A 26,690-nucleotide genomic window follows, 5' to 3' on the forward strand; every position below is an offset into this window, starting at 1 on the left:
ACCGATGTCAACGATGATTGACAGCGGCGGGAATGGGGGAACGAAGTTTGGGTATCAACCGAACGTTCTCTAAGTGGATTCTCAGCCCGGCGGGGCACTGTTGACCTGAGTCGAACGTTGTCCATTTGGCCGGAACACGCAAAGAACGAGGGAAAAGGAAGAGCCCGAGCGACATGACGAACCATCCCAGGTATTCGCCGCCCCCGCCGCCCGGCCGCCGGCCGATGGGCGCTGAGCACGGGACGCCCGGCTACCCTGGTGGCGCCCAGCGTCCCGGCCCGTACCAGCAGCAGCCCTACGACTGGCGCTATGCGACGCAGCATCAGGTGGCTCACCAGCATCCGACCCAGCAGCAGTTCCGTGCGCCTTACGATCCCTACCGCGGCGCGGCTCAGCCGTTGCCCGGTCAGCCGCCGCAAAAGCGTTCCCGCGCAGGGGCATTGACGGCTGGAGCGCTTGCCGTAGCGGTCGTGTCGGCCGGCATCGGCGGCGGGGTGGCGCTGCTGGCGCAGCCCGACCGGCCCTCGGCATCGTCATCGATCGACGGCGCGGCGCCCAGCGTGCCCGCTGCCAGCCTGCCGGTGGGTTCGGTGGAGCAAGTCGCGGCGAAGGTGGTTCCGAGCGTCGTCAAGCTCGAGACGGACATGGGGCGGGCATCCGAAGAGGGGTCGGGCATCATCCTGTCCTCCGACGGATTGATCCTGACCAACAACCACGTGGTGTCGGCGGCCCAGGGCGGTCCCGGCGGCCCCAGTGGCCCCTCAGCGGGCCCGGGCGGGGCCCAGACCAAGGTGACCTTCTCGAACGGTCGCAGCGCCCCGTTCACCGTCATCGGCACCGACCCGAGTAGCGACATCGCCGTGGTGAAGGCTCAGGGCGTCTCCGACCTCACCCCCATCACCATCGGTTCGTCGGCCAACCTGCAGGTGGGTCAGGACGTGGTCGCCGTCGGTTCACCGCTCGGCCTCGAGGGCACCGTCACGACCGGGATCATCAGCGCGCTGAACCGTCCGGTCGCCGCCAGCGGCGACGCTCGGAATCAGAACACCGTCCTGGACGCGATCCAGACCGATGCGGCGATCAACCCCGGCAACTCCGGTGGCGCTCTGGTCAACATGAACGGTGAGCTGATCGGCGTCAACTCCGCCATCGCCACACTGGGCGCCGACGCCGGGCCTCAAGCGCAGAGCGGTTCGATCGGCCTCGGCTTCGCGATCCCGGTGGACCAGGCCAAGAGGATCGCCGACGAATTGATCAAGAACGGCACCGCGGCGCACGCCTCGCTGGGCGTGCAGGTCGGTAACGACGCGTCCATCGACGGCGCTCGGATCGTCGAGGTGACCGACGGTGGCGCTGCTGCCGCGGCGGGGCTGCCCAGCGGGGTCGTGGTCACCAAGGTCGACGACCGGGTGATTGGCAGCGCCGATGCGCTGGTCGCCGCCATCCGCTCCAGGGCGCCTGGGGAAAAGGTCACGCTGTCGTATCTCGACCCGTCGGGCAAGCCGAAGTCGGTCCAGGTCACGCTGGGTAAGGCGCAGCAGTGATGACGCCGACCGACGTGAGCACCCTGAGAGTGGCCGCGCCGCTGTCACGGGCCGCATATACGGTTGCAGTCATGGAGCAGCCAGGGGAGTTGGTGGGCCGAGCACTGGTCGTCGTGGTCGACGACCGCACCGCACACGGCGACGAGGAGGACCACAGCGGTCCGTTGGTTACCGAACTGCTCACGGAGGCCGGGTTCGTCGTCGACGGGGTCGTCGTCGTGTCGTCCGACGAGGTCGAGATTCGCAACGCTCTCAATACCGCGGTCATCGGCGGGGTGGACCTCGTGGTGTCGGTCGGCGGAACGGGTGTCACCCCCCGCGACGTGACGCCCGAAGCCACCCGCGACATTCTCGATCGTGAACTGCTCGGCATCTCGGAGGCCTTGCGCGCCTCGGGGTTGTCCGCGGGGATGGTCGATGCGGGCGTTTCCCGTGGCCTCGCCGGAATCTCGGGTAGCACGCTCGTCGTCAACCTTGCCGGCTCCCGCGCGGCGGTCCGCGACGGCATGGCGACCCTCAATCCGCTCGCGGTACAGATCATCGGCCAGCTGTCGAGCCTCGACATCTGACCATGAGCGGAAAGCGCGGAAATGTGATCTTAGTCACAATTGGACGTCATCGTGGGTGACCGGTCGAGGCCTGGTCGCGATCTAATCGACAACGTTTTCGGCGAGGTCATCCCAGGAATATCCGCCGCTGAGCGCGACGCCTCGACTCCCGACGACGACGCCGAGCGCGAGCGTTGGATGCGGGAAAATCGTCCGCCGCATCACAATTGACTCATCGAGCCACCAGTCGACGCCGCTCCCGTAGCGCGGCGGCCGCTTGCTGCGGTGAACCCGACCGACCGGTTCACGTTACGTCCAGGTTACGGCCCGAGCGCGGGAACGCGAGGTGTTCGCGCGGCGAACCGGCAGCCCCGGTAACGTCCCTCGCTCGTGTGGCGATCTCCCGTTGCCGGGTTTGTGCCCGACCGTTATGTTCCTCGTGTCACAAACGATGAACAGCACGTAACAGCGACAGTGAGATCTCTCATCGAGTCGCGGGGGTCTCGGACCTCTGGGACTAGAGGTGGGCCAGGCACCAACTGCAGAGCACGGTGAGCCGGGGGCTGACCGTCGACACAGCTAGGGAGAACATGAAGGTTTTCGGTCGGGTGCTGATGGCGCTGGTTTTGGCGATAGCCGGAGCCCTCGCGTCGTTGTTCGTGAGTTCGGGCACCTCTCACGCGGGGCTGGACAATGAGTTGAGTCTGGTCGACGGCAAGGACCGGACGCTGACGATTCAGCAGTGGGACACGTTCCTCAATGGGGTGTTTCCTCTTGACCGCAACCGGCTGACCCGTGAGTGGTTCCACAGTGGCCGCGCGAAGTACATCGTGGCCGGCCCGGGTGCCGACGAGTTCGAGGGAACCCTGGAGCTGGGCTATCAGATCGGCTTCCCCTGGTCGCTGGGCGTGGGCATCAACTTCAGCTACACCACCCCCAACGTTCTGCTCGACCAGGCGCCGCCGAACCTCGACCCAAGCGCGGGCTTCTTGACCACCCCGAACCTGTTCCCCGGGGCGTCGATCAGTGCTGATCTCGGTAATGGTCCGGGTATTCAGGAGGTCGCGACCTTCTCGGTGGACGTGGCCGGCGCCGAAGGTGGTGTGGCGGTGTCCAACGCGCACGGCACGGTCACCGGCGCTGCCGGTGGTGTGTTGTTGCGCCCGTTCGCGCGGCTGATCTCCTCGGCCGGTGACAGCGTCACCACCTACGGCGAACCGTGGAACATGAACTGACAGACCGCTCTCCCGAGCAACAGAACAGCCCCCGGAACCCTCCGGGGGCTGTCTTGTTTCTGACCGCAGGTAGAACCGGACATTGCCATTAGGTAAACAGCAAAAGCACTTTGCTAGTGATCTTGATCACCGCGCGTTACAGCACAGAAACTGTGATCGCGCCGTGCGTAGCGGTCCGATGTGCCGTAGCACACGTCGCGACGATCGGCGCAGCCGAAACAGCGAGCTTGAAGTCCCGCGATACCCGCGGGATGGGTGCGGAATCCGGTCGTGACAAGCCTTATTCGCAGCATGAACCAAATTGGGCCGCGCTTGGGCGGTGCCGATAACCCGCGCGCTCGCGTTGCCGGTTTCCGTCAGCGCCGTTATGTTCCTCGTGTCAACGGATGGGCAAAGCGTAAGAGCAGCATATGAGGTCTCTCATTTGCTCAAACGCCACTCATGCGTCGTGCGGCGCTAGCGCCAGCTACGGCTGACACCAGTTGCGGGTCCACAGGGGGTCCGCATCGACTAGCTAGGGAGAACATGAAGGTATTCAGTCGGGTGCTGATGGCGCTGGTTTTGGCGATAGCCGGAGCCCTCGCGTCGTTGTTCGTGAGCACGGGCACCTCTCACGCAGGGTTGGACAATGAGCTGAGTCTGGTTGACGGCAAGGACCGGACGCTGACGATTCAGCAGTGGGACACCTTCCTCAATGGTGTGTTTCCTCTTGACCGCAACCGGCTGACTCGTGAGTGGTTCCACAGTGGCCGCGCGAAGTACATCGTGGCCGGCCCGGGTGCTGATGAGTTCGAGGGCACCCTGGAGCTGGGCTATCAGATCGGCTTCCCGTGGTCGCTGGGCGTCGGCATCAACTTCAGCTACACGACCCCGAACATCCTGCTCGATCAGGCGCCGCCGAACCTCGACCCGAGCGCGGGCTTCTTGACCACCCCTAACCTGTTCCCGGGTGTGTCGATCAGCGCCGATCTCGGTAACGGCCCGGGCATCCAGGAGGTCGCGACCTTTTCGGTGGACGTGGCCGGCGCCGAAGGCGGTGTGGCGGTGTCCAATGCGCACGGCACGGTCACCGGCGCTGCCGGTGGTGTGTTGTTGCGCCCGTTCGCGCGCCTGATCTCGTCGGCCGGTGACAGCGTCACCACCTACGGCGAGCCGTGGAACATGAACTGACAGACGCTCTCCCGAGCAACGAACAGCCCCCGGAACTCTCCGGGGGCTGTTCCGTTGCGATCAGGTTTTGTCGGCGCTCGTGGTTTTCGCGGTGTCGGGGTCGGGACCGGTGCCGGGGGCTGCGCTGTGTGCGCCCGAGGATCCGTTGGTCTCGGCGAGGATGTTGCGGATCTCGGTGAGCAGTGTCAGCTCGGTGTCCTGGGCCTGCTCGACTTCACCCTTTTTGCGCAGCCGGTTGTAGGGCAGCACGACGAGGAAGTAGACGACCGCCGCAACCAGGATGAAGTTGATCACTGCGGACAGCAGAACATTCAGGTCTATCGTCTGGCCCCCGCCGATGCCGATGCGCAGAATGCCGTAGTCGGATTCACCGCCCGCGCCGATGCGGCTGATCAGCGGCTCGATGATGCTGTCGGTGAACCTGGTGACCAGTCCGGTGAACGCCGTACCGATGACCACCGCGACCGAGAGGTCGACGATGTTGCCTCTGGCGAGGAAATCTTTGAAGCCCTTCAACATGTGTCTAGATCCTCCCTGCCTGGTATGTGGTCGACAGCTACGCACGTTAGCCGCGTTGCCACCGGACAGGGCAGGAATACCCGGCGTGGAGTGGCCCGCCCTCAGTGCAGCGTGAGCGTCACCGTCTCCACCAGCGTCGCGGCGGCCAACTCGTTGGCGGCGTGGGCGGGCAGCGCCACCAGAACCACGCGATCAGTCCCCGCGCCGGTCCCCGTGGGCTTTTCAGACACCAACACGACGATCGCATCGCTGGCCACCACCCGCGGCCGGGTGTCGGAATCGCCACCGGCGGCCAGCACGTCGACCACATCGCCCGGGCGGATCAGATCGAGCACCGCGGTCTCGTCAAGCGACAGCGGCACGATGCGCGCAGTCGGGCCCGCCGCCGCTTCGGCGAGCCGGGGCGTCAGCAGGCGGACATCGGTGAGCGCCTCGCCGCGGCGGACGGGGCCGGCCAGTGTGGCGCCCACGACCGCGGCGGCATCAGTCTGAACACCATCGGGAACCGTTGCTGCGTCGAGCTTTTCGCGCCGAACGTCGTCGGCGGTCAGCTCGCTTCCCGGGCTCAGGTCGCGCGCGGCGACGACGGCGTCGACGTGCTGGTCATCGGGGTCGGGACGCACCGCGGCGACGGCGGCGAGCACCACAAGAGCGCCCGCGGCGATGCGGCGGGCAAGCACCGTGCGCGTCCAATCGGGCCGCACGATCTCGGTGATCCGATGCAGCGGCGACAGATTGAGTGAGTCCCCCATGCGGCCAAGTTAGGCAGCGCATCGGGAGGGTGGGCGAGGTACTCGCCGTCCTGTGGATAACTTCGAGCGTCAGCTCGATGCGGCGGCCGCTGCCGGAGAGCCCGACGAGCTCGAGGAAGTGCTAGAGGTGCTCGAACTTGCCGAGTCTGACGTTTTCTTCTCTGTCGACGAAGTCTTCTCCGACGAGGAACTCGACTCCGAGGAGCTGGACCCGTTGCTGGAGCCGTTTGACGAGCTCTTGGCGGATTCACGGCTGTCGGTGCGGTAGAAGCCGCTGCCCTTGAACACCACGCCCACGTTCCCGAACAGCTTGCGCAGCCGGCCGTTGCACTTTTTGCACGTGGTCAGCGAGGCGTCGCTGAACGCCTGGACTGCGTCGAACTTGTCGCCGCACTCGGTGCACGCATAGGAATACGTAGGCACGGGACCCCTCCCTGGTGGTCAGATCTGTTAGCACTCTACCGACTCAAGTGCTAGAACCGCTACGTGGCGTGCGTCATTCCCGGCCCGGCCGCCCGGTCGAGGGCCACAAACCCGCGCCGCGGTGTCAGCGCGTGGGTCATCGACACGTCGTGCGGTTCGGTGGGTAGCCGGTCGACGAGTTCGTCGTCGCGCACGACCGCCACGAGCCGCGCCGACCGCGATGCCAACCGCAGTGACCGGTCGTAGAAGCCGGCACCGCGGCCCAGCCGCGCACCGCCGCGATCGACCGCGAGCGCGGGGATCAACAACGTCGTGGCAAGCGAGATGGTCTCCGGTTCGAGCCGCGGCCCTCCGGGTTCCCGAAGGCCGAACCGCCCCTCCGTCAATTCGCCGGGCACGTACTCGCCCCACTGCAACGGCTGCGGGATACCCGAGACGTCGTACAAGGCGACGGGCAGCAGCACCCGCACGCCGTGCCGGTGAAGAGCGTCGATCATCTCGGGGGAGCCGGGCTCGGAGCCGACCGGAACGTAGGCGCAGACAGTCGTTTCGGTCGAGACGAGTGCCGACACATGCTCGGTCAACGCGTATGCCTCGGTGTCGTGCTCGTGCGCGGGCAGGGCCCGGCGAGCCACCAGAATCGAGGCCCGTAGCTCCGCCTTGGTCGCGCTCACGTCATCTTCCCCAATCGGTCTCAACACGCCCGACCTCGCAACGTTCAACCTGCCCATGGACGTTAGTGTGTGAACGATGACACGGCCTCTGGTCTCGATCCCCCACACGGCGGTGGTTCCTGCGGCTGGCCTGGGCACTCGGTTCCTGCCGGCCACCAAAACGGTCCCCAAGGAACTGCTCCCGGTCGTCGACACACCGGGCATCGAACTGGTCGCAGCGGAAGCGGCCGAGGCGGGCGCGGAACGGCTGATCATCATCACGTCCGAAGGCAAGGACGGGGTCGTCGCGCACTTCGTGGACGACCTCGTGCTCGAGGGCACTTTGGAGGCCCGCGGCAAGAAGTCGATGCTGGAGAAGGTGCGTCGCGCACCGGCCCTCATCAAGGTCGAGTCGGTGGTGCAGGCCGAGCCGCTGGGCCTCGGCCACGCGGTCAGCTGCGTGGAACCGAAGCTGAGCCCCGAAGAGGACGCGATCGCGGTGTTGCTGCCCGACGACCTCGTGTTGCCGACCGGCGTGCTGGAGACCATGTCGAAGGTGCGAGCCAAACGCGGTGGTTCGGTGCTGTGTGCGATCGAAGTGCCACGCGACGAGATCAGCGCTTACGGCGTCTTCGACGTCGAACCCGTCTCCGACACGAACAACCCGAACGTGTTGCGTGTGAAGGGGATGTACGAGAAGCCGAAGGCCGAGGACGCCCCGTCGCCGTACGCCGCGGCCGGTCGATACGTCCTCGACCGGGCCATCTTCGATGCGTTGCGGCGCGTTCCGCGCGGCGCGGGCGGTGAGATCCAGCTGACCGACGCCGTCGCGTTGCTCATCAACGAGGGACACCCGGTGCACGTCGTCGTGCACCGTGGCTCTCGACACGACCTCGGAAATCCCGGAGGCTACCTCAAGGCTGCGGTTGACTTTGCGTTGAAGCGCGATGACTACGGGCCGGAACTCCGGCGGTGGTTGGTGGAGCGATTGGGGCTGATCGACTGCTGATGAGCCCCGACGCATAGATAGGGGTGCAGTGCGTTCGGTCGAGGAACAGCAGGCACGAGTCGCGGCTGCGGCGGTGGCGCCGCGGCCGGTACGCGTGGCGATAGCCGAGGCGCAGGGGTTGATGTGCGCCGAGGAAGTGGTCACCGAGCGTCCGCTGCCCGGATTCGATCAGGCGGCGATCGACGGGTATGCGGTCCGCAGCGTCGACGTGCTCGGCGTCGGCGAAGCCGGAGATGCCGCAGATGGGGAAGAGCCGACCGACGGCGAAGTGAGCCTGCCGGTGATGGGACTGATCGAGGCCGGCGCCCGGACCCCGAGCAGACTGCAGCCGCGTCAGGCCGCGCGGGTCCAGACCGGCGCCCCGATGCCGACGCTGGCCGACGCGGTGCTCCCGCTGCGCTGGACCGACGGCGGCGATGCCCGGGTGAGGGTGCTGCGTGGCGTGCGCTCGGGCGCCTACGTCCGGCGAACGGGCGACGATGTCCAACCGGGCGACGTCGCGGTGCGGTCGGGCACGATCATCGGCGCGGCGCAGGTCGGCCTGCTGGCCGCGGTCGGCCGGGAGCGGGTCCTGGTGCATCCGCGGCCGCGGTTGTCCGTCATGTGCGTGGGCGGTGAACTCGTCGACATCTCCCGCACCCCGGGCAACGGCCAGGTGTACGACGTGAACTCCTACGCGCTGGCCGCCGCGGGGCGTGACGCGGGCGCCGAGGTGAACAGGGTCGGCATCGTCGACACCGATCCCAAGCGGCTGCGCGAAGTCGTCGAGGGTCAGCTCAATCGCGCCGAGGTGGTCGTCATCGCCGGGGCGGTCGGCGGGGCGGCCGCCGAGGGGGTGCGTTCGGTGCTCGCCGAACTCGGGGAGATGGAGGTGACCCGCATCGCCATGCACCCCGGCTCGGTGCAGGGGTTCGGCCAACTGGGCCGCGACGGCGTTCCGGTGTTCCTGTTACCCGCCAACCCGGTCAGCGCGCTGGTGGTGTTCGAGGTCATGGTGCGTCCACTGATCCGGTTGTCGCTGGGCAAGCGGCATGCGCACCGCCGCATCGTGCAGGCTCGTGCGTTGTCGCCGATCGAATCGGTCGCGGGCCGGACGGGATATCTGCGCGGTCAACTCATGCGGGATCAGGACACCGGCGAGTACCTCGTCCAGGCGCTCGGCGGTGCGCCTGGCGCGTCGCACTTGCTGGCCACACTGGCTGAGGCGAACTGTCTGGTCATCGTGCCCACCGAAGCCGAATCGGTTCGTACCGGCGAGATCGTCGACGTCGCTTTCCTGGCACAACGCGGCTGATCCGCGCGGGTGTCGACGTGAACCTGTGGCGGTCGAGTTCGGTACATCCGGGTTGGCCGATGTCTGCGGGTCCGCTGCGTGTGGCGGCCGGCGTTGTGCGGTTGCGTCCGGTCCGGCTGCGCGACGGAGCGCAGTGGAGCCGCATCAGGTTGGCCGACCGCGCGCACCTGGAACCGTGGGAACCGGCCGCGGGTGTGGACTGGGAGACGCGACACGCGATCACGTCGTGGCCCTCGGTGTGTTCGGGGCTGCGGTCCGAGGCGCGCAAGGGCCGGATGGTGCCCTTCGTGATCGAATTGGATGACCAGTTCTGCGGGCAGCTCACGATCGGCAACGTCACGTACGGGGCACTGCGATCGGCCTGGATCGGGTACTGGGTGGCCAAAGCGGTGAACGGCGGCGGGGTTGCGACAGCGGCCTTGGCGTTGGGGGTCGACCATTGCTTCGGTCCGGTCGGACTGCACCGGGTCGAGGCGACGGTGCGCCCGGAAAACGCCGCTAGCCGTGCGGTTTTAGCGAAGGTCGACTTTCGGGAGGAAGGGCTTTTGCGTCGGTATCTCGATGTCGACGGCGCCTGGCGCGACCACCTGCTGGTGGCCATCACGATCGAAGAGATCACCGGTTCCGCGGCCGCGACGCTGGTGCGGCAGGGGCGCGCCGAGTGGGCATAGTCGTGTGGTTTCGCGAGACGTATACCGGGGTCGCGAACCACGGCGATACACCGCCCTGGTGTACGTCTCGCGAAAGCCGAACGGCCTCCGCTGTTACCAATGTGACATTTGTGACTGTTGGTGCTTGTCTTGTGTGAATTACAGGTGTGTAATTGCTTCGGCGCGCCGCCCACGGATGCGCAGGTCACAGACCTAGCCTTTAGGGGAAAGGAGCAGGCGACATGCCAAGCATCCCCCAATCTCTTCTGTGGATATCTCTCGTCGTTCTCTGGCTCTTCGTGCTCGTGCCGATGCTGATCAGCAAGCGCGACACCGTGCGCCGGACCAGTGATGTCGCGCTGGCCACGCGCGTGCTCAACAGCGGCCGCAACGCGCGGCTTCTGAAACGACGCGGTCCGGCGGCCGGCCATGCCAGCGATCCGGACTGGCGCCCCTCCGAAGAAGACCTCGACGAGGAGATCGAACGCAAACCCGAACCCGTCAGCAGCCGCGCGGTGGTGCGCGCCGCCGCGGTCACCGTCGAGGAGAAGGCCGAACCCGACTACCTCGACGTCGATGTCATCGGCGAAGACTCCGGCGCCCTGCCCATCGGAGTGTCCGACCGTCCGGAAGCCGAAAAAGAAGAGCTGACACTGCAATTCGACGAGCCGGCGGATGAGGCGGTCGACGAGGCGGCGGTCGAAGAGCAGGAACCCGAGCCCGAGGACGTCGACGGCGACGACGAGTACGAGACCGTTGACGACTCATCCGGCTTGGAGGCGCCGTCCGAAGCCGACCTGCGGATGGCCGACTCGCTGTCCGAGGCGCGTCGGCGCAGGCATGAGTCCAAGACGGCGGCCGCGGTCAGCGAGCGCAAGTACCGGTTCCGCAAGCGGATGTTGACGGCGCTCGGCGTGCTGTTGGTGGCGACGGCGGCCGCGGCGTTCACGCTGAGCGCGACCTTGTGGTGGCTGTGCGGCGCTGTCAGCGGGTTCACCGTGTTGTACCTGGGCTACCTGCGGAGGCAGACCCGGATCGAGGAGCGGCTGCGTCGCAGACGTGCGCAGCGCATCGCTCGCTCGCGACTGGGCGTCGAGAACACCGATGACCGCGAGTTCGACGTGGTGCCTGCGCGCTTGCGGCGGCCGGGTTCGGTGGTGCTGGAGATCGACGACGAGGATCCGATCTTCGAGCATCTGGACTACGCGCCGTTTGCGCGGCACTTCGACCTGCCGCGTGCTGCGGGGCAGTAAGCCCACCACAGAACATCGGGGCCGTCGATTTTCGGCGGCCGTCCGGTGACTGGTAGCCTGCTACCGGTATCAGGGGCTATGGCGCAGTTGGTAGCGCGACTCGTTCGCATCGAGTAGGTCAGGGGTTCGATTCCCCTTAGCTCCACGTCTAAAACCCCAGCTCAATAATCTTGGGTGTATTAGCTATGACTTTCTCCGGAGCTGCTCAGTCCGCAGTTGGTCCGCAGTGATTCGAATTGCTGCGTCCAGACGACTGGCAACGTCATCCAAGTCTTCGTCGAAGAGGTCCGCGTAGACATCAAGAGTCATCGATGCTTTCGCGTGCCCGAGCATGCGCTGCAATGCCTTTACGTTGGCCCCCGCGCTGATCGCCAGTGATGCTGCTGTGTGCCTCAGGTCGTGGGGAGTGATGGACGGGAACTCGGGCGTCGTCGACTTCCCCGTCTTGGACTCCTGAGCGCGCGCCGCTTCGGCCACCCGTTGGCATTCTTCGACCGCGGGTCGGAAAACCCGACAACGCCAGTTGGAGTTCCGCAGCACTCCGCCGCGCATGTCGGTGAAGACGAGATCATTGCGGCCCTTGCCTACCATCAACGCCGACAGTTCCTCGGTCAGTGCTGCCGGGAACGGGACTGACCGTCGCTCATATGTCTTCGGCGTCGACCACACCAGGCCGCCAGACTCTGTGACGGAGCGGGAGACGTTAATACGACGCCGGAGCATGTCGAAATCCTGGACCCGCAGGGCCGCCATCTCACCCCACCGGAGGCCGGTGTAGGCCAGGAACTTCACCACCTCGCCTTGGCGTGTGACGGCAGCGGCGAGGGTGGCCACCTGAGAGTGGCTGAGATAAGCCCTATCTGGATGTTGACGCTTGGGCAGCTTCACGCCATCACATGGATTACGGGGAATGCGACCATCTTCGACCGCCGCGCCGAGCACTTGGCGCAGAACGCCGAATGCATTTTCGATAGTCGGTGCACCCACCCCGCCGTCAACCATTTTCGCCACCCAGGCGCGCACGGCTGCAGTCTTGACGTCGGCGACCGTGACGGTGCCCCAGTGCGGATTCACTCTGCTACCCCATGCACTCGCACGGGTTGCCGCGGTCTTGCTGGAGATGTGGCCCTGCGAAGCCGACCATGAGTCATAGACCTCTTTGACGGTCGCCATGCCCGCTCGCGGCGGCACGTAGCTGCCAGTGGCCAGTTTGGCAGTGACCTCGGTGTCGAGCCAGCTTTGGGCATCAACCTTCCGCCTGAAGCTCTTGCTTTGTTCGCGGCCTTCGTCGTCGACCCAGCGCGCCATCCACCGCAGGCCCTTGCCGTGCCTCGCACTTGGAACTGTCTCGGTCGTCCCGTCTGGACGGCTCACCGTCTTACTCCAGCGATCCGCAACACCGGCGCGGCGGTTGCGCTTCATTTCTTGGACTCCTCGCTTGTGGAGGTGATGACACCGGTCGCAATGGACTGCATGCGTTCATAGTTCGTGTGGGCCGTGTCCAAGTGGTGGGCGGCTTCCCGGGCCAGGCTCACCAGTTCCGGGACTTGCATGGCTTCGAACCGCTGGTCGATGTCCGCAAGAATTTCTTCCAGATCGGCAGCAGTCTGCGCCGCAGAAAGCGTCTGACGTTCAGCCGTCCCCGCGTAACTCATCACATTCGCCATGGCGAACGTGAGGGTGGAGTCGTCGGGCTCTCTGCCGAGCACCCAGTCAAGGGACGCCCCGAACAGGTTGGCAATGCCGACCGCCTCGTTGATCCGCACCGAGCGACTTGCGCTTTCGATTTTGGCGATCGTGGTTGCGTGCATAGGCGCGATGCCTTCATCCGTCAGCATGTCCGCCAGTTGTGGCTGACTCCACCCACGGCGGGTTCGCTCTGCCTTGAGCCAGTCGCCGAAACGCTCGTCGACCCATTTGGTACGCGATCTTGCCATTTCGTCAAGATAACTGTTTTAGCTTGCTTTCGCCAGTCAACGCAGCCATGCTCAATATTGCCAAAACCGTGAGAACAATCGAAATAGGAGGAGTCGGCACCATGGACCAAGAATTCCTGAGTTCGGGAGACCTGGAAAAGCTCACAGGGACGAAGTCGTCGACCTGGCGATACTGGGCGATCACCGGGCAGGGACCAGCAAGCTTCAAACTAGGTAAGCGCAGGGTATGGCGTAAGTCCGAAGCTCTCGCGTGGATCGCCGAGCAGGAGGCAGCTGCCGTAGGTGGCGTGCAATGACGAGATCACCGGAAGTCGACTCCACTTTCTTGATGCGCGGCCCGTCGCTTCCCCCGGGCACGGACACTGACAATGTCGGCGGCTGGGCGGAATGGGAGGGCGTTCTCAGTCGGCTCTGTTGGTCTCCTCCGATGCCGTTGCCGAATCGCTTGGCGTCGAGAGACATACGCGCGGTCGTCCAGCAGAAGCCCGATGGCACCTTTGCCGACGAGCCGCTCGTCTATCTCGGAGAGGACTGTTGGTCCACGTCGGATGCACGCTTGATCGCCGGGGCTCTGATCGCTGCCGCCGACGCGGGCGAACGGATGGCGAATCGATGATGGACTACGGCACCTGGGCGAGGAAATTGAAATTGATGCGAGTGCGAGTGCGACGGCGGGCGCGAGCATTACGCCACGTGGTGTCGGCGCTGCGAGTGGATCAGTGGGAGGAGGAGCTCTTCTTTATCCTCGATGCTGACGGCGTTCTAAAGGGTTTGGACAAGGACGACATAGGAGGGGTCGCGTCGCAGATTGCGGTCGATCTCCGTCTCCACAAAAACGCCGCCGAGGTCCTCCGCGCTAGTGCTCGCCAAGTTCATGAAGACTCGGATTATTGGAGTGATCCTAACGCCGTCGCACGCGCGCTGAACTCGGCAGCCAGGGTCCTCGAAGACATGCGGCCGGAATGACCAGTGGGGGAGCTAAATTCTAAGTTGGCGATGATTTCGTCGCCGCTCGATTGCGATCGATGACGAGTTCGGCCCCAAGGGTTTACGAAATCCTCGACTCCGGTGGCATGCCGATCAAGTTCGACAAGGGCAATGCCGAGTAGATGGCCCAGCTGGCCGCCGGGCAGTACAGGTGGCCCAAGGGTACCCAGGGGCCAGGCCACAAAGTCTCCGACATTCCGTTCGGAGTCAGCGGCTCGGATCTGCGTGGTTTTGCCGGTGGAACCCAGCAGGTGTCGGGCGTGCTGCGCATCGAAATGGACCTCGCAGCCAGCGCGCAGGTGTGCGGGCTCCCCAGACCGTCCAGCTCGCCCCCCCACGAGCGCAAGGCCAACATGGGCTACGGCAACGCCACCCCCAACAACGCGCCAACCGGTGAAGGTCCGCTATCTAGAGGAAGGAGCGGCTGGTGAGCGCCGTGATCGACGATGATGTCTGCCGGTGTGCGGTATGCGATCGCACCTTCGAGGATGACGGCGACTTTGATCGCCATCGCTCCCGGGGCGGTTTTCTGGATTCGGGTACCCCTCGTCCGCCCACTGAGCGGATCTCCCGCAATCTCATCGAGGACTGTGGCCTGATCGACGGCGCTAGTGCAAAGTCTGGCGGTCGGGCGCAGCATGTCGAGGCGGCGGTGTCAGCGTGAGCCATTACAGCCCTAAATCACTGAGCAAGGACGGCACAGGCCATATGCGATTGCCGATGTATCAAACCGTCGACGGGGCCACCCACCGCCTCGATGACTTCGATAACTTTCCTGGATTTCCCAAGTGGTTGCGTGGCCAGTTCCGGCCATCAACCACCCTGGTGTACGTAGCCCTGTTCTACTTCGAATGGCTCGACGCCGAGCCGAAGCTGGAGACGCTCGCGGCCATGGTCGGCGTAAGCCGGAGTACGGTTCAGCGATCAATCAAGGAGCTGGAGGCTTGTGGGTACGTCCGCCTGCATCCGGAGTACACCCAGTACGGAATGAGGTTGCCGAATCGGGTCGAGCGGGCTGGTGATCCGTGTTGACCTACGAATCTCAGCGCGAGTTACGCCAGACTTTTGGACTCGCGATAGCCGCGGTCTTCGAGGTCCTCAGCCACCACGCGGACGACGACGGCATCGTCGAAATGGCCCACGAGACCGTCGCCGAGGAGGCCGGGGTGAGCATCAGCACGGCTCGTCGGTCGATCGACAAACTCTGCGCATCCGAGTGGATCTTTCGTGCCCCGCAGTTTCACGAGAACCGGCAACGCCTAAACCGCTACACGATCTGTGAGCGGGCGCGTGTTCAAAATGAGCAGGCGATAGAAGTACTAACTACAAGTACTTCTTCTTCTTATAGAGAAAGTAGATATGAAGAGTTACTACCAGAGTCTCGTCGAGCCGCTGCTCTGACGAGCAGCGAGGTAGAACCACCACACCCAGAGACCTTGCCGCCTGCGGCGGCTACCCAGGAGAGCTTGGTGGAGTTGGTAGAGCGACTCATGGGAACACCGATGCCGGAACGCAATATTGGGTTCGGAGATCGTCTGAACGTGCTAATGGTTGAGAGGGAGGCGTGCTGGCTTGTCGCCTGGTTTGCGTCCCGCGTTCTGGAGCGGGACAACAAGGAACGCCAGCGTCTGGGCAAGACTCGGGTGGATAGGATCAGTGACCTCCGGCGTCTGGCTGGGTGGGTGAAGAGTGCGCGGGTGTTCCTTTGCCGTCCGAACCCTCCGACCTTGGAGCAGGTCTGCCACGTAATTGACTGCGTCTTCGACGAGCATGATGGCCACTTGCCGATCGAGCTGGTGAATGAGTTTTCACCTACAGGGCGGACGCGCCCCAAGGACTTCCGGTTGACCCGCTTGATTCAGATCTTCAGCAATTGGGACCGGCTCGTGGAAGTCGTGGCCATGCCGATGTGTGGCCGTCCGAGTCCGCAGCCGGTGGCAGTGGATGGCCCGGCCCCTGGCCAAATCCCTGTTCCCGATTTGGACGCCAAGGTCGCCAACCTGGTCGATCTATTCGAGACGTTCTGTCGCAGCCGAGACCCGGAGTACGAGCTGGATGAGTTCTCTCGGGCGAACTGGTCAAAGACCTTCAAGATCGCACTTCGGCAGGGTCACCCTGACTTCGCCTCGTGGCGGCTCGTCATCGAGACGCTGGCCGACCCCGACATCGACGAGTTTGTCAGTGCAAAAGACAGATACATTGACCCATTCACGTTGAAAAACCGCTTCGCAGAGGCCTTCGATCACGTCCAGTTCTTCCGAGACCTGAAAGTTCGGCACCCGGAAAGATTCGACAAGACGCAGCGCAGGCCGAAGCCGGAAGTGGAGCCTGTGACCATTGAACAGATGCGCGAGATCGGTTTCGAGGAGGGTTACATCGAGAGGTTCCTGGAGCGACGTCACCGCGCCGAAAGCCGCCAGCGGACCTGGTGCGATGACGATGAGGTCGAGCACGTCACTGCGGGCGACGTCCTAGCATGCAGTGACGCGCGACCCTTCGATTCCTTTTGATCTCCTGGGTGCACCAGGGAAACAGCGCGGGTCGCTGCCGCGACGGGGGACGACAGTACCCGCGCACCTTGCCGCTGAGCTGTCGCCCTTGTAGGGAGTCGCAAACGTCGACATCGTCGAGGCGATCCTCACCGCTCATGAACGACGTGACCCCCTTGAACCGCGACTCTGACGATGTCGGTGTGCACCAGAGCCTTGTGAATGCGGATCCAAAAGGCCGCCGACTCGACCCCGCCCGTTAAGCCCCTGAGCTACAGCGCGGAACGACTGGACCTAGTAGGACGGCTACCGGTTGGCACTTGATACTTACTGGTGCTGGCCAAATATCAATAGCCAGCCGTGCAGAAAGTTGAGCGATCCGGAAACCAGTGCACGCCCGATCTGCGCTTATTGCAGGCGCAGCCGATCGGATCGTATAGAGCGGGCACAGAAATCCCGCAAGAAGTAGCAATTTTCGGCCTTCGGGAACTGACGCATTAAGTAGCAATTCCGGCCCTAGCCGAGACTCTTCGACCCGGTCGGCGCGCCCGCCGCCACCCCCGTGGTGGGACGCTGGCAAGGTGCCCACACTTCGCTCAGTGGGCCATTGCGCTGATCGATCCGGGGTCGTCGCTCATGAGGTGCGGCGCTTCCGGTTTCGCGGCGGAGCGTTGAGCGGGCGCATCAGCTGCTCGTCGATCTCGTTGACGTCGACCCGGATCGTCCGGCGTGAGCGTCCCATCCGGTATCCCGTCAGCTCGCCGTCGGTGATCAACCTGCGGACCGTGCGATCGCTGACCTGTAGGTATTCCGCAGTCTCAGCGACGGTGATGTAGCGCCGCGTCACGATCCCCTCCAGACGCGAATACGCCCCAGCCCGAGCAGCGAGTCGCGGTCGATGCGGATGGCCCTTCCGGACCCGATACGTCGAGCGTCCAGTTGCTCATGCGCGATGAGCAGGCGGATGAGGTGAGCGCTGACTTGGTAGTAGCCCGCCGCTTGGCCGATCTTCACCCAGCGCGGCACCAAATCCTCGGGCACGGCGGGCTGCCCGCACATCCGCAGCACCGATCCACGCTCAACTCGGATCAGCCGACCCCAGGGTGCGACTCCGCCTCGGATGCCGATGCGGCGGATCTCCAGGTCCGGCAGCATCTTGTAGACCTCCATGCGGTCAACCCCGCAGTGCTGTGCTACCTGCGCCGTGGTCAACCATGGCGGAAGTGTGCTCACGGCTCGCGGATCTTGTTAAGACAATCAGGGCATCGCTGCGCTTTGGGATCTTTCGCATGACCACAGGTCTGGCAGATCAGCTTGCGTCGCTGGCGGGCGGCCGCGGACTTCATCGCCATCCGCTGCATGTGTGCCTTGCGCGCCCACTCGGCGCGTTTGGCGCGCTCCTGCGGAGTCAGCATGCCGTCGGGGTCGACCTCTCGCTCGAATCGGTCCACCGCTGCTTTGCGTGCAGGCGAGGTCCGCGCAGCGCGGTCGGGCGTCCTAGCCCAGGACTCGTATGCGCCGATTCTGCCTCGCATGCTGCGCATCTCAGGCGTGTCACCCGCTCCCACTGGCGAGATCCTATGAGCGCGAGACAAAGACGATCCGACTGTCGGGTTACGTCCATCTGCTACTTGGGTGATCAGATCTGGGAAGGTGCTGGGGAGATTGAGCCGAGCTCCTCGATGAGGTGTCCCTGTTGTACGTCGACGCACCGTGTACGGCCCTTCGTTGGGCATCCAAGCGTTCCCCCTGACAGCGCTATCCGCGCAATACCAAGATCCCGAAGATTCGCGCGACGCCGCGTATCTACCTGCATGACGGACATTTGGATTCAGAGATCTCGGGGCGCACCCGCGCTTGCCCTACAAACAGTCGTGCCGACGTCCGTACTTAAGTAGGTTGTTTTGAGCGGAAGTTTCAGCTTGGCAGTAAGGGGGATCGGTTGACCGTGTCGCTGAGGCAGCAATGTCCACTGATTCCTCAGCGGTCTCCGTGTTGACCGACCTAGTCGTGAAGCGAGTCGCCGCTTGCCGTCTAAGTAGACCGGTAGAAGAGGACGGACAAATGAGGGGCAACATCGGATTCGTATTGACGGCTGCTGCGGCCGGACTGTTGTGGCCCTCAGCCACCCAGGCTCAAGCCGCCCCACCCGCGCTGTGCCAGTACCAGCTAGGCGACAAAATCGTCACCATTGCGTGTGACTCTGATCCGCTGGCCGAGCCGGGCATGGCGGGAAATATGCCTGTTCAGGTGCCCCCACAGCTAGCACCGCCTGCCGCGTCTCCGGGTTCCGGCCAGTCACCTGCCGCTCAACGCTACTTATCCGAGCTGGACAAGTACGTTCACCCAAACGTCAGTCCTGGTCGGTTGATCGAGCTGGGTGATCTCGCTTGCTCGACTCGTCGTAGCGGCGTGTCAGCCGACGATACCCGGATGGTTTTGTGGCAGAACCTCAAAGATTCAGGTGTGGTGTCTGATAACGCCGAGACAGGCACCCTTGTAGACGTGGCCGCTGACACTCTGTGCCCAGAGGTCGGGTACCGATGACGGTGGCAGCTCGCCGTCAGATGGGTCGTAATGCGGTCCGCGCCGCTAGCATCAGCTTGGCCAGTGTCGGAGTGCCGCTATTCCTGATGATCACTCCCGCGGAGGCACAACCTAACCCGTGTATGACAACTCCCTCTTACTGCGAATACCTCAGCAAGTTCGTCAATGCCGAGATGTCGTACCGGCAGTACGTGTGCACTCTGGTGGTTCGTGCAGACAATCAGATCCACCGGGTGGTGGCGGCCCAATTGATCGCCAACCGATGGTATGGAGGAGATACTTATGCGGGGGTTGACGCCTTCGCCGAAGCGGCACCGCACTGTTGGGCGGCTGCGTCGGGTCAGACGAGTCGTGGACGAGAACGATAGGGCGGGCGACGCAACTTGGCCCGGTCTCATTGGGTCGCCGGTCCGTGGCGAACGCCTCCGTAATTCCCTTACATGTGAAGTACAGTGTGAAGTGTGGCCGAGGCAATTGCGGATTCGGGTGACCGGTTCGCGAAGAAGCGCGCTCCTTTAATCCGCGTTCTCTCGCAACTGCGCTGGCCAGTCATGTCAGGGTTTGCGGTTGACAGCGTTGCAGACCAGTTCGCGGTTCGAATTGGTAAGGACTACCCACTGCGCGAAACGGGAAAGGAGTTAGGTCTGCTATTTACGCCCGAGGGTGTGAGTCAGCAGGCGGGCGGCATACTTCACAGGTTCACTGACGGTGACCGGCAGTGGGTGGTCACTTTCGCTGCCACGTTCATCACGCTGGAGACCTCCGCGTACACAACGCACCAGGATTTCATTCAGAAACTTGTTGCGGTGGTGCGCGAGATGAAGGACTATCTGCCGCTACAGCGGTGGGACCGTTTCGGCTACAGATACACCAACCGAATCACGGACGAGGCAGACATAAGCGCGCTGCAGCAGTTATTCAATCCTGCTGTGCTCGGGACACTCGCTCTGGGTTTCGGGGACACCATCGTCCACAACGTTGGAGAGACGGTGTATGAGGGCAAAGAGGCATCGCTGTTGGTTAAGTCCGCTTACCTCCCGCCAGGCGCGAGTATCGACGCAACGATCCCGCCCGCTACTGGGCCGTCGTATCTCCTGGATCTGGACGCCTTCGCAACCGGGCCATCAGCTGCGTTCGACGATGCCGCGATTGATCAGCAGGCTAATGTTCTTGCTAAGAAGGCCCGCGACTTCTTCGAAAAGGTAACTACCGATGAGTATCGTGCCCGTTTCGCCAGTTAGTGCACGGCTAAGAAGTACCGCGGACGTCTTACTTGCAGCCGGATTCAGCGCGTTAACAATTGTTGGTTCCTCGAGTGGTCAACTACACGACATCGGTCTGCGCTCCTCAATCAGTTCAAGCAACCTTGCACCGATCCCAGCTGGGCCAAGCGTCATACCACCTCCGGTGGTCCGCGCTGAAGGTGGGCCTCTCGCAGAGCGTTCAAAAGCCTTGCTGTTGGCTGAGGCGCGCGAAGCGTCGGGTTTGACATGGCAGCAGATTGCTCGATATTTCGGTGTGTCGCGCCGCGCTGTGCACCTATGGGCATCCGGTGGTCGGATGACCGCCTCGAACGAAGAACTTCTTGCCCATCTTCTGCGCGCAATCGACTCGGTGAAACACTTAGCGCCCTCTGACCGGCGACAGGCGCTTCTCCGTCCCGGCAGTGGCTTGAACCTGGTGGATGCTGAGCGGGCCAGGCGATCGTCTCGAGAGACCGACATCAATCGTCCCCCTCGGATCGGTATTGTGGCCGATGAGGCGTAGCGGGTGGCCGGTACAGAAGATCGATCCGGAGCGTTCTTCAAAAACGTTCGTCAAGGACACGTATTCACGTTAAGAACCGAGGAGGACGGCTCCGATCCAGAGCGGTTCGTCGTCATCTCGCAAACGTGTGACATTGTCTTGTCGAAGCGGCCCACTGTAATTCTCGCTCGGGTCGTCGAGCTGGCTGGCTCAGAGCGGGCCAATGCTGCGACGGAAACGAACCCGAGGCTTGTTCCCTTGCCTTGCCTTGACGACAAGCACTTTGCAGACCTCTGTTTCGTCGAATCGCGCCAGAAGATCGATTTACTTGACCTCCCGTATGCGCCTGGTATCGATCTCGGCAACGAGCAGGTGAAGCGTGACTTCTCACTTTCCATCACTAGGTGGTTCGGACGGTTCCCGTTTCCGGACGAGGTTGTGCCGTGGCTCCGCCCTCTTGAACAAGTGGTTCGTGAGAAGTATCGAAAGCAGTCAGCGCTAGGTGAGCTACTTCGACAAGTCGTGGTGGAGATACGGGTGGAGGAATTGGCTCAATGGGATCACGCGCCCTATAAAATTGACATTCATACGATCGTCCGAGCCGAGGCACTACCTACGCTGCCCGACGATATCGCTGATGTGTCGGACTTCGTGCAGCAGCTCCGTGAGTCGGACGACAGCGTTAAGGCACCTGCGGCACTGGCCGAGCTATATTCAGCTATGGATGATGTCCATATACGTCACCATGTCTTACATGCGCTGGCCGAATCGCTTGCTGCACTATGCACACCGGCGAACATAGATACACAGCCCGAAGCCGTAACGACTGCGGTTGCCACGATTGAGTGGCACCTATGGGGTGATGACGAGTTCCCGCTCGCCAGAATCCGAAAATCGGAGCCACTCGACCTGGAGTACTTGTCTGAGCCAGACCAAAGGGTATGAGGGATGGGAGCAACGTCACCAACCATCCATCTCACAGTGCTAATGGCAAGCACCCGAGCGAGGTCTCAAATCTTTAGTTCTGAGATTGTCCCGTGCGCTCTGCAGGAATAACGTGGAAACCCTGGTGGGCTGTCTCGAAAGTTGTCTCGTATCGAAACAAGGCCTCTTCTACTTTTGAGATATACTCGGTGAATGACGACCACGATCGCACAGGCCACCGGCGAGCTGCTCGGCTACGCGCGAGTGTCCACCGGTCATCAGTCGCTCGATCAGCAGCATGACGCCCTGTGCAGTGCCGGAGTGCACTCAGACCGCCTCTATGAGGACAAGCTTTCCGGTACGTCGACCAAAGAGCGGCGGCCGGGCCTCACAGCGCTGCTCGACTACGCCCGTCCCGGCGACACCATCGTCGTCGTCGGCATCGACCGGCTTGGACGTAATGCCGCCGAAGTCATGACCACGATCCGAGACCTCGGGCAGCGTGAGATCGTCTTGAAGTCTCTACGTGAGGGCATCGACACCAGCAACGCGACAGGCCGGATGGTGGCCGGAGTACTGGCGTCACTAGCCGAGCTGGAGCTGGAACTGCAGCGCGAGCGCCGCGCGGCGGCCAAGTCAGCCCGAAAGGCGCGCGGCTTGCCGATCGGGAGGCCGAAGGCGCTCACCGATTCTCAGATCCGGCAGGCGGAGCAGCTTCGCGCTAGCGGTGAGCCGGTGCCCGAGATCGCGGACACATTGGGAGTCAGTAGGGCAACGCTCTATCGTGCACTGGCCGAAACCGGCTGATCCGTCGGGTCACCAGAGTGGCCGTCGGCCGCGTAGGGTGGCTTCGTGATCGGACGTTGGTGACCTTCCGGGGCTTGTGGAATCCCCAAAAGGTAGCCGACGCAGAACACGTCGGTACAACATTCGAGACACCACGACCTGTTGCTCGTTGCTGCGAGGCGGCAGAGCACACTGTCTCAGAAGTGATCGATATCGAGACAGTGCCTGATGGTCTTCTTGAGGTCGGGCCGCGAGATTCCTGCCTTATCGCTAACACACGATTATCGCGGTCTATAGCAGCCCATCAAAGCGCCCGAGCATCGACATTTAGATGACCTATAGTCTCGCTTGATGGCGGAGCCCCGCCTACTGGCTCGAGCGCGTCCCAAGTTGGAAGCGGACGAGGAGCGTCGCTCGAAGGCTCGATGTCGCCACCCAGAAACTCAGGATTCTGCAAAAGCCCGTCGGTCTCATCACTCATCGAATCTATTGTTGTGAGGAAGGCGTCACACATAGAGTGAACAGCGCGCATCAATGTGTCATTGGCGAATAAGTCTTCTTCGAAACTATCCATGTAGAGGATTCCAAGTACTCCCGGCGCAGCCTCGCTGTATGGCGGACTGAATGATAAAAGCGGCATCGCCGCAAGCGATCTAACCTGGTTTGGCTTATCTCGCAGCGAACTCGGAGCCCGAAGTCGTTGTAGCTCCTCTCTTAGCAACTCCTGCGAAACACCCGCCTTGCTTCTTACCGTGGCTCGGTGAGCGTAGGCAGCACCTAAGATGCCGATATCTTTTCGAACTACACGTCTAGTCGCTATCAGAGCGTCTCGACCTTTAACCATCGGATGGTAGGCGCAGCACTGCTGAAGAGCCACTTGCCTGCGATCTCTTACTACTTTCCGGAAAAACGTTACCCTGAGACGAGGACCGCCTCGGCGAGGCTTTAGTAGTCGCGAGACCGTGCTACAGAGATGGTCTGCAATGTCTGCAAGGGGTGGGGGCACATATTCACTACCTTCAAGTTCTTCCGGGGCGCTCAACTCCGATTCTCTCCCCGGCTCGTCGAAGTAGTTGAATGGCCAGCGGATTTGAATGGCTTGCATTTGTATAGGACGCATTTGAAATGCTTCCAATTTCCGTGTTAGTCGCAGGCTATTCTTGTCATATGTGAAGAGTTCTTCCGAAAGCTTCGGGGTCAGTACCGCATTGAGGCCCTCGAGTCGCTCAGTACCGTGCCGTATTATGATTCGCCTTTCCGGAACTGAATATTCCGTCGCTAGGTCGTTCATGTCTTTGTTCGAGGGAATAAAGCCACCGCAGCGGTACAGCAGAAATGTCATCAAACGATTCTGGAAAGACGCAGATTCTTGCTCGAATATACTTGCGAAAGTTCGATTCTTCTTGAGATGGAGTATCACCATCGTATCGTTCCGCAACCGTTGCCAAAGATCGTCGCGAACACTTCTTAAATCGGCGTCGTGAGCAAACAACAGTTGCAGCCCCTGGAATGTCATTGGGGAGTCGCTTCCACGTAGGCGCTGTAACCTTCTTATGAGCGCAGGGCGTTTGGAAAAAAGGTCGTACAGTATAAGATCCTGACGAAAGTGTGCCACTCGCAGTCGAAGTAAATCTATGAAAGCACTGTCTCCGGAGCCCGATACGATATAAGTTGCCCTGGCTTCGCCGAGATGGGCCTGCGCGAAAGTCTCGTTTCTCCAATAGGATTGGTCGGGTTTCTTCTCTAGTCCGAAGCCTACTGTAAAGATGACCCGATTGAACTCGTCTGACTCGCCGATCGGCCATGGCGTATCGAAAGGCGTGGACGGTTTCCGGGGCTGCCTTCGATTCCCAACCCAATGAAGCGTGAACTCGTCGCCGTCCGCCAAGGAGATCTGTAGATGCCGAGTATTGCAGTAGACGCGGAGCCGGTCGAGACCGGCCACTGATTTAAGGTCGTCCGACCATGAGCGAATCACTTCACGTACGACATCAGAGGCGCGGCTAGCAGTCCAATTCAGTAGCGGCAGGCCCGGGCTGTTCGCATCCGTACCTTCTTCCGGCCAGTTGTAGATATAGGGATGCAGCCACCTAGACTCACACCCGTGCTGGAGTGGCAGCACTGTGTCATGACGCTCAAATAAGACTATTTCAGCGGCAACCGCTTTCTTTAGCAGGGCGGCAGCAAGTGTGAGCCCTGCGAATCCTGCACCGATGATGGCGATCCTTCCCTTGGGATCTTCATCCGGGTCGCTGATCAGCGTGTCTGATTCGATTAGTGACCAAGCTAGGTTCAAAGCGCGAACCTGTTGGCTATAGACGGTGACCCCTGTTTCAAAAGCGCCGACCTGATATAACGCTCTATCCGGGACTAGCCGAAAGCTGTCCAACACCTGCTGCGGCGAGTTCATCGATAGCGTTTGTGCGCTATGCAGGTCCCCTAACTTATGTCTTAATTGCCGAAGCCGCTCCCGCACGTTCACGGCTATATCGTATTGATCGTCAGTGTCTGAAGTGGCCGATTTGTTGGCGAAGATAGTGTTCGCGCGTAGCTCCCTGGCGAGCAATCGAGAGCTCTAGCGTCTCAGGGAATGATGCCATTGCACAACGGATGCGGGCCGTCAGCCATGCTTCCCGTGCTGATGTACCCGCCGCTGCTGACGCTGTACCACGCCTCCTTCCCGAGGAAGAAGGCGTCGGTCTCGCCCATCCCGTAGCGACTCATAAGCATGTTCTGGAGTTCCTCGGTGTAGTCGGCCCCGCTTGCAACTGCTTTGCACGCGAACGTGACTGCTTCGGGCTTCCAGTTCCCACATACCTCGCCAGTGCCGGTGTTGCACACCCAGGTGTTGTGCTCGCGCCAGTCGTCCTGCTGAGCCTCTATGCTGGTGGAACTCGTGGTTGTCGAGTTTGTCGTCACAGGTGTTGGCGGCGGTGGGCTGCCAGTCGTAGGGGACGGGGGCGGCGCTGCGCTTATGGAGGGTTCCGTCGGGGCAGTCGATGCTGTCGAGGAAACTTTTGAAGTCGTGTTTGGGTTGGCTGTCTGGTCTTGCTGGTTGGCCCAAGGTCGCCATATGGCCACACCGCCACCGAGTAGCGCGAGCATGATCGCTGTGGCGAGCGCCAACAGCGCCGGTGAAAATATCCTTCGGTGTACTTGTGCATCCGGTTCTGCCGACACCGGAGCTTGTTGAGTGGGTGCTGTCGGGGACACCGCAGGGCTGGCAGCAGTCGCCCTCGCGAACTCGCGGGCGAACTCCTGACAGGTTGGAAAGCGGTCTTCGGGCTTCTTCGCCAATGCGCGCGCAAATATTGGATCGAACGGCCCCAGGTTGGAATCGACCGTCGACGCGGCAGGTGCGGGTTCGCTCAGGTGGTGGCTGATCACCACGATCGGGTTCGAGTCGGGAAACAACACTGTGCCTGTGACCAGGGTGTAGACGGTGGCCGCCAGCGCATACTGATCTGCACGGCCATCTAGATCCTTGCCCATCAGCTGTTCGGGCGCGGCGTAAGCGACCGTGCCGACTGTCATGTTGGTCGTGGTGATGCCGCTGATCTCATCGACGGGTCGGGCGATGCCGAAATCAGCGAGGAATGCATTCGGATCGTCGGTGTCGAGGTCGGCAACGATGATGTTGGCGGGCTTCACGTCCCGGTGCAGCAACCCCTTCCTGTGGGCATAGTCCAGCGCACTGGCGACGGCGGTGACGATCGTCAGGACGAGATCGACAGGCATGCCTGCCGGGTACTTCTGGTCTAACAGGTGGGCTGCGTCGGTGCCGTCGATGTAGTCCATGGCGATCCACAACTGGCCGTCATGCTCGCCCCGGTCGTGAATCCCGACGATGTGGGGATGGCGAAGTCCTGCGGCTAGGTCAGCTTCGCGGATGAACCGCTCCCGGAAGGAAGGGTCGCTGGATATGTCCGGGCGCAGGACCTTGAGGGCCTCTTGGCGGGGCAGGCGGGGATGCTGGACCAGGTAGACCTCGCCCATGCCGCCGGAGCCGAGAAGCCGCAGGACCCTGTAGTCGGCGAAGGTCTTCCCGATCATCATCGGCATGGGCAGATGTTAGCTGCCGTGGCCGAGCTGCTGACCACTTCCGACTGGGGCGCAAGCGCCGCGGCAAGGTTAGGACTCTCGATTTCTGTGCCTCGACGTCTTTCGCACCGTCGACACCCAGTGACTCCCCTTCTCCTTGAACGCTCCGCTCGGCCCGTTGAT

The 26,690-nt window shown here is 62.6% G+C and carries 30 protein-coding genes and 1 tRNA gene; 20 read left to right on the forward strand and 11 right to left on the reverse strand.

All coding sequences use genetic code 11. The features are described 5' to 3' along the window. Positions 1 to 173 precede the first annotated feature (173 nt). The 4 genes from A5790_RS04545 (at position 174) to A5790_RS04560 (ending at position 4,497) form a co-directional block, all read left to right on the forward strand. Positions 174 to 1,544: a trypsin-like peptidase domain-containing protein gene (locus tag A5790_RS04545; RefSeq protein WP_066841599.1), complete on the forward strand. Its 1,371-nt coding sequence runs from the start codon at positions 174 to 176 to the stop codon at positions 1,542 to 1,544. 23 nt (positions 1,545 to 1,567) lie between these two features. Next, the gene (locus A5790_RS04550) at positions 1,568 to 2,113 is read left to right on the forward strand and encodes a molybdenum cofactor biosynthesis protein B (protein ID WP_094293126.1); all 546 of its coding nucleotides are present in this window, start codon (positions 1,568 to 1,570) and stop codon (positions 2,111 to 2,113) included. Between the two features lie 569 nt (positions 2,114 to 2,682). Then, positions 2,683 to 3,327, forward strand: a complete 645-nt coding sequence (locus A5790_RS04555; RefSeq protein ID WP_066841601.1) for an MspA family porin — start codon at positions 2,683 to 2,685, stop codon at positions 3,325 to 3,327. Positions 3,328 to 3,852: 525 nt separating this feature from the next. Next, on the forward strand, positions 3,853 to 4,497 hold the full coding sequence (locus tag A5790_RS04560) for an MspA family porin (protein ID WP_066841602.1): 645 nt from the start codon (positions 3,853 to 3,855) through the stop codon (positions 4,495 to 4,497). A gap of 60 nt (positions 4,498 to 4,557) precedes the next feature. On the opposite strand, the gene mscL is transcribed toward A5790_RS04560, so the two are convergent. The 4 genes from mscL to A5790_RS04580 all read right to left on the reverse strand — a co-directional run bounded on the left by mscL (position 4,558) and on the right by A5790_RS04580 (position 6,865). Beyond that, complete coding sequence (gene mscL, locus A5790_RS04565) at positions 4,558 to 5,016, reverse strand: large-conductance mechanosensitive channel protein MscL (protein ID WP_066841603.1); 459 nt, start codon at positions 5,014 to 5,016, stop codon at positions 4,558 to 4,560. A gap of 101 nt (positions 5,017 to 5,117) precedes the next feature. After that, positions 5,118 to 5,768 (reverse strand): SAF domain-containing protein, encoded by a 651-nt coding sequence (locus A5790_RS04570; RefSeq protein WP_066841604.1) that lies wholly within the window; start codon positions 5,766 to 5,768, stop codon positions 5,118 to 5,120. Positions 5,769 to 5,837: 69 nt separating this feature from the next. Further along, positions 5,838 to 6,191, reverse strand: coding sequence for an FmdB family zinc ribbon protein (locus A5790_RS25325; RefSeq protein ID WP_082961573.1), 354 nt, complete (start codon positions 6,189 to 6,191; stop codon positions 5,838 to 5,840). 59 nt (positions 6,192 to 6,250) lie between these two features. Beyond that, positions 6,251 to 6,865 (reverse strand): 5-formyltetrahydrofolate cyclo-ligase, encoded by a 615-nt coding sequence (locus A5790_RS04580; RefSeq protein ID WP_066841606.1) that lies wholly within the window; start codon positions 6,863 to 6,865, stop codon positions 6,251 to 6,253. 76 nt (positions 6,866 to 6,941) lie between these two features. Between A5790_RS04580 and A5790_RS04585 the strand changes: the two genes are divergently transcribed. The 5 genes from A5790_RS04585 to A5790_RS04605 all read left to right on the forward strand — a co-directional run bounded on the left by A5790_RS04585 (position 6,942) and on the right by A5790_RS04605 (position 11,195). Then, positions 6,942 to 7,853, forward strand: a complete 912-nt coding sequence (locus A5790_RS04585) for a UTP--glucose-1-phosphate uridylyltransferase (protein ID WP_066841607.1) — start codon at positions 6,942 to 6,944, stop codon at positions 7,851 to 7,853. Between the two features lie 28 nt (positions 7,854 to 7,881). After that, the gene (gene glp, locus A5790_RS04590) at positions 7,882 to 9,147 is read left to right on the forward strand and encodes a gephyrin-like molybdotransferase Glp (RefSeq protein WP_066841608.1); all 1,266 of its coding nucleotides are present in this window, start codon (positions 7,882 to 7,884) and stop codon (positions 9,145 to 9,147) included. Positions 9,148 to 9,164: 17 nt separating this feature from the next. Beyond that, positions 9,165 to 9,818, forward strand: a complete 654-nt coding sequence (locus A5790_RS04595) for a GNAT family N-acetyltransferase (protein WP_066841609.1) — start codon at positions 9,165 to 9,167, stop codon at positions 9,816 to 9,818. A gap of 221 nt (positions 9,819 to 10,039) precedes the next feature. After that, complete coding sequence (glpR, locus tag A5790_RS04600) at positions 10,040 to 11,050, forward strand: gephyrin-like molybdotransferase receptor GlpR (protein ID WP_066841610.1); 1,011 nt, start codon at positions 10,040 to 10,042, stop codon at positions 11,048 to 11,050. A gap of 72 nt (positions 11,051 to 11,122) precedes the next feature. Then, positions 11,123 to 11,195, forward strand: a tRNA-Ala gene (locus tag A5790_RS04605). Positions 11,196 to 11,233: 38 nt separating this feature from the next. On the opposite strand, the gene A5790_RS04610 is transcribed toward A5790_RS04605, so the two are convergent. Both A5790_RS04610 and A5790_RS04615 read right to left on the reverse strand, forming a co-directional pair. Then, positions 11,234 to 12,472 (reverse strand): site-specific integrase, encoded by a 1,239-nt coding sequence (locus tag A5790_RS04610; protein WP_066841611.1) that lies wholly within the window; start codon positions 12,470 to 12,472, stop codon positions 11,234 to 11,236. Continuing rightward, positions 12,469 to 12,987 carry a helix-turn-helix domain-containing protein gene (locus A5790_RS04615; RefSeq protein WP_066841612.1) on the reverse strand — a complete coding sequence of 173 codons (519 nt, stop codon included), beginning with the start codon at positions 12,985 to 12,987 and terminating at the stop codon, positions 12,469 to 12,471. The genes A5790_RS04610 and A5790_RS04615 overlap by 4 nt, the downstream gene beginning before the upstream one ends. A 23-nt stretch (positions 12,988 to 13,010) precedes the next feature. On the opposite strand from A5790_RS04615, the gene A5790_RS26125 reads away from it, so the two are divergent. From A5790_RS26125 to A5790_RS25695, 6 genes are all read left to right on the forward strand, one after another. After that, complete coding sequence (locus A5790_RS26125; RefSeq protein WP_369829761.1) at positions 13,011 to 13,283, forward strand: helix-turn-helix transcriptional regulator; 273 nt, start codon at positions 13,011 to 13,013, stop codon at positions 13,281 to 13,283. 397 nt (positions 13,284 to 13,680) lie between these two features. Beyond that, the gene (locus tag A5790_RS04625; protein WP_156656298.1) at positions 13,681 to 13,953 is read left to right on the forward strand and encodes a hypothetical protein; all 273 of its coding nucleotides are present in this window, start codon (positions 13,681 to 13,683) and stop codon (positions 13,951 to 13,953) included. A 143-nt stretch (positions 13,954 to 14,096) separates the two neighbouring features. Continuing rightward, positions 14,097 to 14,405: a hypothetical protein gene (locus tag A5790_RS04630; protein WP_066841615.1), complete on the forward strand. Its 309-nt coding sequence runs from the start codon at positions 14,097 to 14,099 to the stop codon at positions 14,403 to 14,405. Beyond that, on the forward strand, positions 14,402 to 14,638 hold the full coding sequence (locus A5790_RS25690) for a hypothetical protein (protein ID WP_156656299.1): 237 nt from the start codon (positions 14,402 to 14,404) through the stop codon (positions 14,636 to 14,638). Before A5790_RS04630 ends, A5790_RS25690 begins: the two co-directional genes overlap by 4 nt. Next, positions 14,635 to 15,006, forward strand: coding sequence for a helix-turn-helix domain-containing protein (locus A5790_RS04635; RefSeq protein WP_156656300.1), 372 nt, complete (start codon positions 14,635 to 14,637; stop codon positions 15,004 to 15,006). Before A5790_RS25690 ends, A5790_RS04635 begins: the two co-directional genes overlap by 4 nt. After that, the gene (locus A5790_RS25695; RefSeq protein WP_156656301.1) at positions 15,000 to 16,484 is read left to right on the forward strand and encodes a hypothetical protein; all 1,485 of its coding nucleotides are present in this window, start codon (positions 15,000 to 15,002) and stop codon (positions 16,482 to 16,484) included. The genes A5790_RS04635 and A5790_RS25695 overlap by 7 nt, the downstream gene beginning before the upstream one ends. A 613-nt stretch (positions 16,485 to 17,097) precedes the next feature. Here A5790_RS25695 and A5790_RS04650 read toward each other — a convergent pair. From A5790_RS04650 to A5790_RS04660, 3 genes are read right to left on the reverse strand one after another with little or no spacing between them, the layout of a single operon-like run. Continuing rightward, a complete protein-coding gene (locus A5790_RS04650) occupies positions 17,098 to 17,313 on the reverse strand; it encodes an excisionase family DNA-binding protein (protein ID WP_156656302.1) in 216 nt (71 codons plus the stop codon). Continuing rightward, positions 17,307 to 17,696 (reverse strand): DNA-binding protein, encoded by a 390-nt coding sequence (locus A5790_RS04655; protein WP_231987598.1) that lies wholly within the window; start codon positions 17,694 to 17,696, stop codon positions 17,307 to 17,309. Before A5790_RS04655 ends, A5790_RS04650 begins: the two co-directional genes overlap by 7 nt. Then, a complete protein-coding gene (locus tag A5790_RS04660) occupies positions 17,693 to 17,998 on the reverse strand; it encodes a hypothetical protein (RefSeq protein ID WP_082961578.1) in 306 nt (101 codons plus the stop codon). The genes A5790_RS04655 and A5790_RS04660 overlap by 4 nt, the downstream gene beginning before the upstream one ends. Before the next feature lie 703 nt (positions 17,999 to 18,701). On the opposite strand from A5790_RS04660, the gene A5790_RS26470 reads away from it, so the two are divergent. From A5790_RS26470 to A5790_RS04675, 5 genes are all read left to right on the forward strand, one after another. Continuing rightward, on the forward strand, positions 18,702 to 19,010 hold the full coding sequence (locus A5790_RS26470; protein ID WP_369829763.1) for a DUF732 domain-containing protein: 309 nt from the start codon (positions 18,702 to 18,704) through the stop codon (positions 19,008 to 19,010). A gap of 461 nt (positions 19,011 to 19,471) precedes the next feature. Next, positions 19,472 to 20,251, forward strand: coding sequence for a TIGR04255 family protein (locus A5790_RS04665; RefSeq protein ID WP_066841621.1), 780 nt, complete (start codon positions 19,472 to 19,474; stop codon positions 20,249 to 20,251). Next, positions 20,223 to 20,777: a helix-turn-helix domain-containing protein gene (locus tag A5790_RS26475; protein ID WP_156656303.1), complete on the forward strand. Its 555-nt coding sequence runs from the start codon at positions 20,223 to 20,225 to the stop codon at positions 20,775 to 20,777. Before A5790_RS04665 ends, A5790_RS26475 begins: the two co-directional genes overlap by 29 nt. Positions 20,778 to 20,780: 3 nt before the next feature. After that, on the forward strand, positions 20,781 to 21,701 hold the full coding sequence (locus tag A5790_RS04670; RefSeq protein WP_066841622.1) for a hypothetical protein: 921 nt from the start codon (positions 20,781 to 20,783) through the stop codon (positions 21,699 to 21,701). 192 nt (positions 21,702 to 21,893) lie between these two features. Continuing rightward, entirely contained in the window at positions 21,894 to 22,487 is a 594-nt protein-coding gene (locus tag A5790_RS04675; protein ID WP_066841623.1) for a recombinase family protein, read from the forward strand. A gap of 283 nt (positions 22,488 to 22,770) precedes the next feature. On the opposite strand, the gene A5790_RS25705 is transcribed toward A5790_RS04675, so the two are convergent. Beyond that, on the reverse strand, positions 22,771 to 24,948 hold the full coding sequence (locus A5790_RS25705) for an NAD(P)-binding protein (RefSeq protein WP_156656304.1): 2,178 nt from the start codon (positions 24,946 to 24,948) through the stop codon (positions 22,771 to 22,773). 101 nt (positions 24,949 to 25,049) lie between these two features. Then, positions 25,050 to 26,528, reverse strand: a complete 1,479-nt coding sequence (locus A5790_RS04680) for a serine/threonine-protein kinase (RefSeq protein WP_066841624.1) — start codon at positions 26,526 to 26,528, stop codon at positions 25,050 to 25,052. Positions 26,529 to 26,690: the final 162 nt, after the last annotated feature.

Source organism: Mycobacterium sp. 852002-51152_SCH6134967, assembly GCF_001667105.1.
Lineage (GTDB): Bacteria > Actinomycetota > Actinomycetes > Mycobacteriales > Mycobacteriaceae > Mycobacterium > Mycobacterium neumannii_A.

Coding starts and splice junctions, on each gene's coding strand:
- A5790_RS04545 (WP_066841599.1), top strand. CDS start 174: ATGACGAACCATCCCAGGTATTCGCCGCCCCCGCCGCCCGGCCGCCGG.
- A5790_RS04555 (WP_066841601.1), top strand. CDS start 2,683: ATGAAGGTTTTCGGTCGGGTGCTGATGGCGCTGGTTTTGGCGATAGCC.
- A5790_RS04560 (WP_066841602.1), top strand. CDS start 3,853: ATGAAGGTATTCAGTCGGGTGCTGATGGCGCTGGTTTTGGCGATAGCC.
- mscL (WP_066841603.1), bottom strand. CDS start 5,016: ATGTTGAAGGGCTTCAAAGATTTCCTCGCCAGAGGCAACATCGTCGAC.
- A5790_RS04570 (WP_066841604.1), bottom strand. CDS start 5,768: ATGGGGGACTCACTCAATCTGTCGCCGCTGCATCGGATCACCGAGATC.
- A5790_RS04585 (WP_066841607.1), top strand. CDS start 6,942: ATGACACGGCCTCTGGTCTCGATCCCCCACACGGCGGTGGTTCCTGCG.
- glpR (WP_066841610.1), top strand. CDS start 10,040: ATGCCAAGCATCCCCCAATCTCTTCTGTGGATATCTCTCGTCGTTCTC.
- A5790_RS04610 (WP_066841611.1), bottom strand. CDS start 12,472: ATGAAGCGCAACCGCCGCGCCGGTGTTGCGGATCGCTGGAGTAAGACG.
- A5790_RS04615 (WP_066841612.1), bottom strand. CDS start 12,987: ATGGCAAGATCGCGTACCAAATGGGTCGACGAGCGTTTCGGCGACTGG.
- A5790_RS04630 (WP_066841615.1), top strand. CDS start 14,097: ATGGCCCAGCTGGCCGCCGGGCAGTACAGGTGGCCCAAGGGTACCCAG.
- A5790_RS04660 (WP_082961578.1), bottom strand. CDS start 17,998: ATGCGAGGCAGAATCGGCGCATACGAGTCCTGGGCTAGGACGCCCGAC.
- A5790_RS26470 (WP_369829763.1), top strand. CDS start 18,702: ATGCCTGTTCAGGTGCCCCCACAGCTAGCACCGCCTGCCGCGTCTCCG.
- A5790_RS26475 (WP_156656303.1), top strand. CDS start 20,223: ATGAGTATCGTGCCCGTTTCGCCAGTTAGTGCACGGCTAAGAAGTACC.
- A5790_RS04675 (WP_066841623.1), top strand. CDS start 21,894: ATGACGACCACGATCGCACAGGCCACCGGCGAGCTGCTCGGCTACGCG.
- A5790_RS04680 (WP_066841624.1), bottom strand. CDS start 26,528: ATGCCGATGATGATCGGGAAGACCTTCGCCGACTACAGGGTCCTGCGG.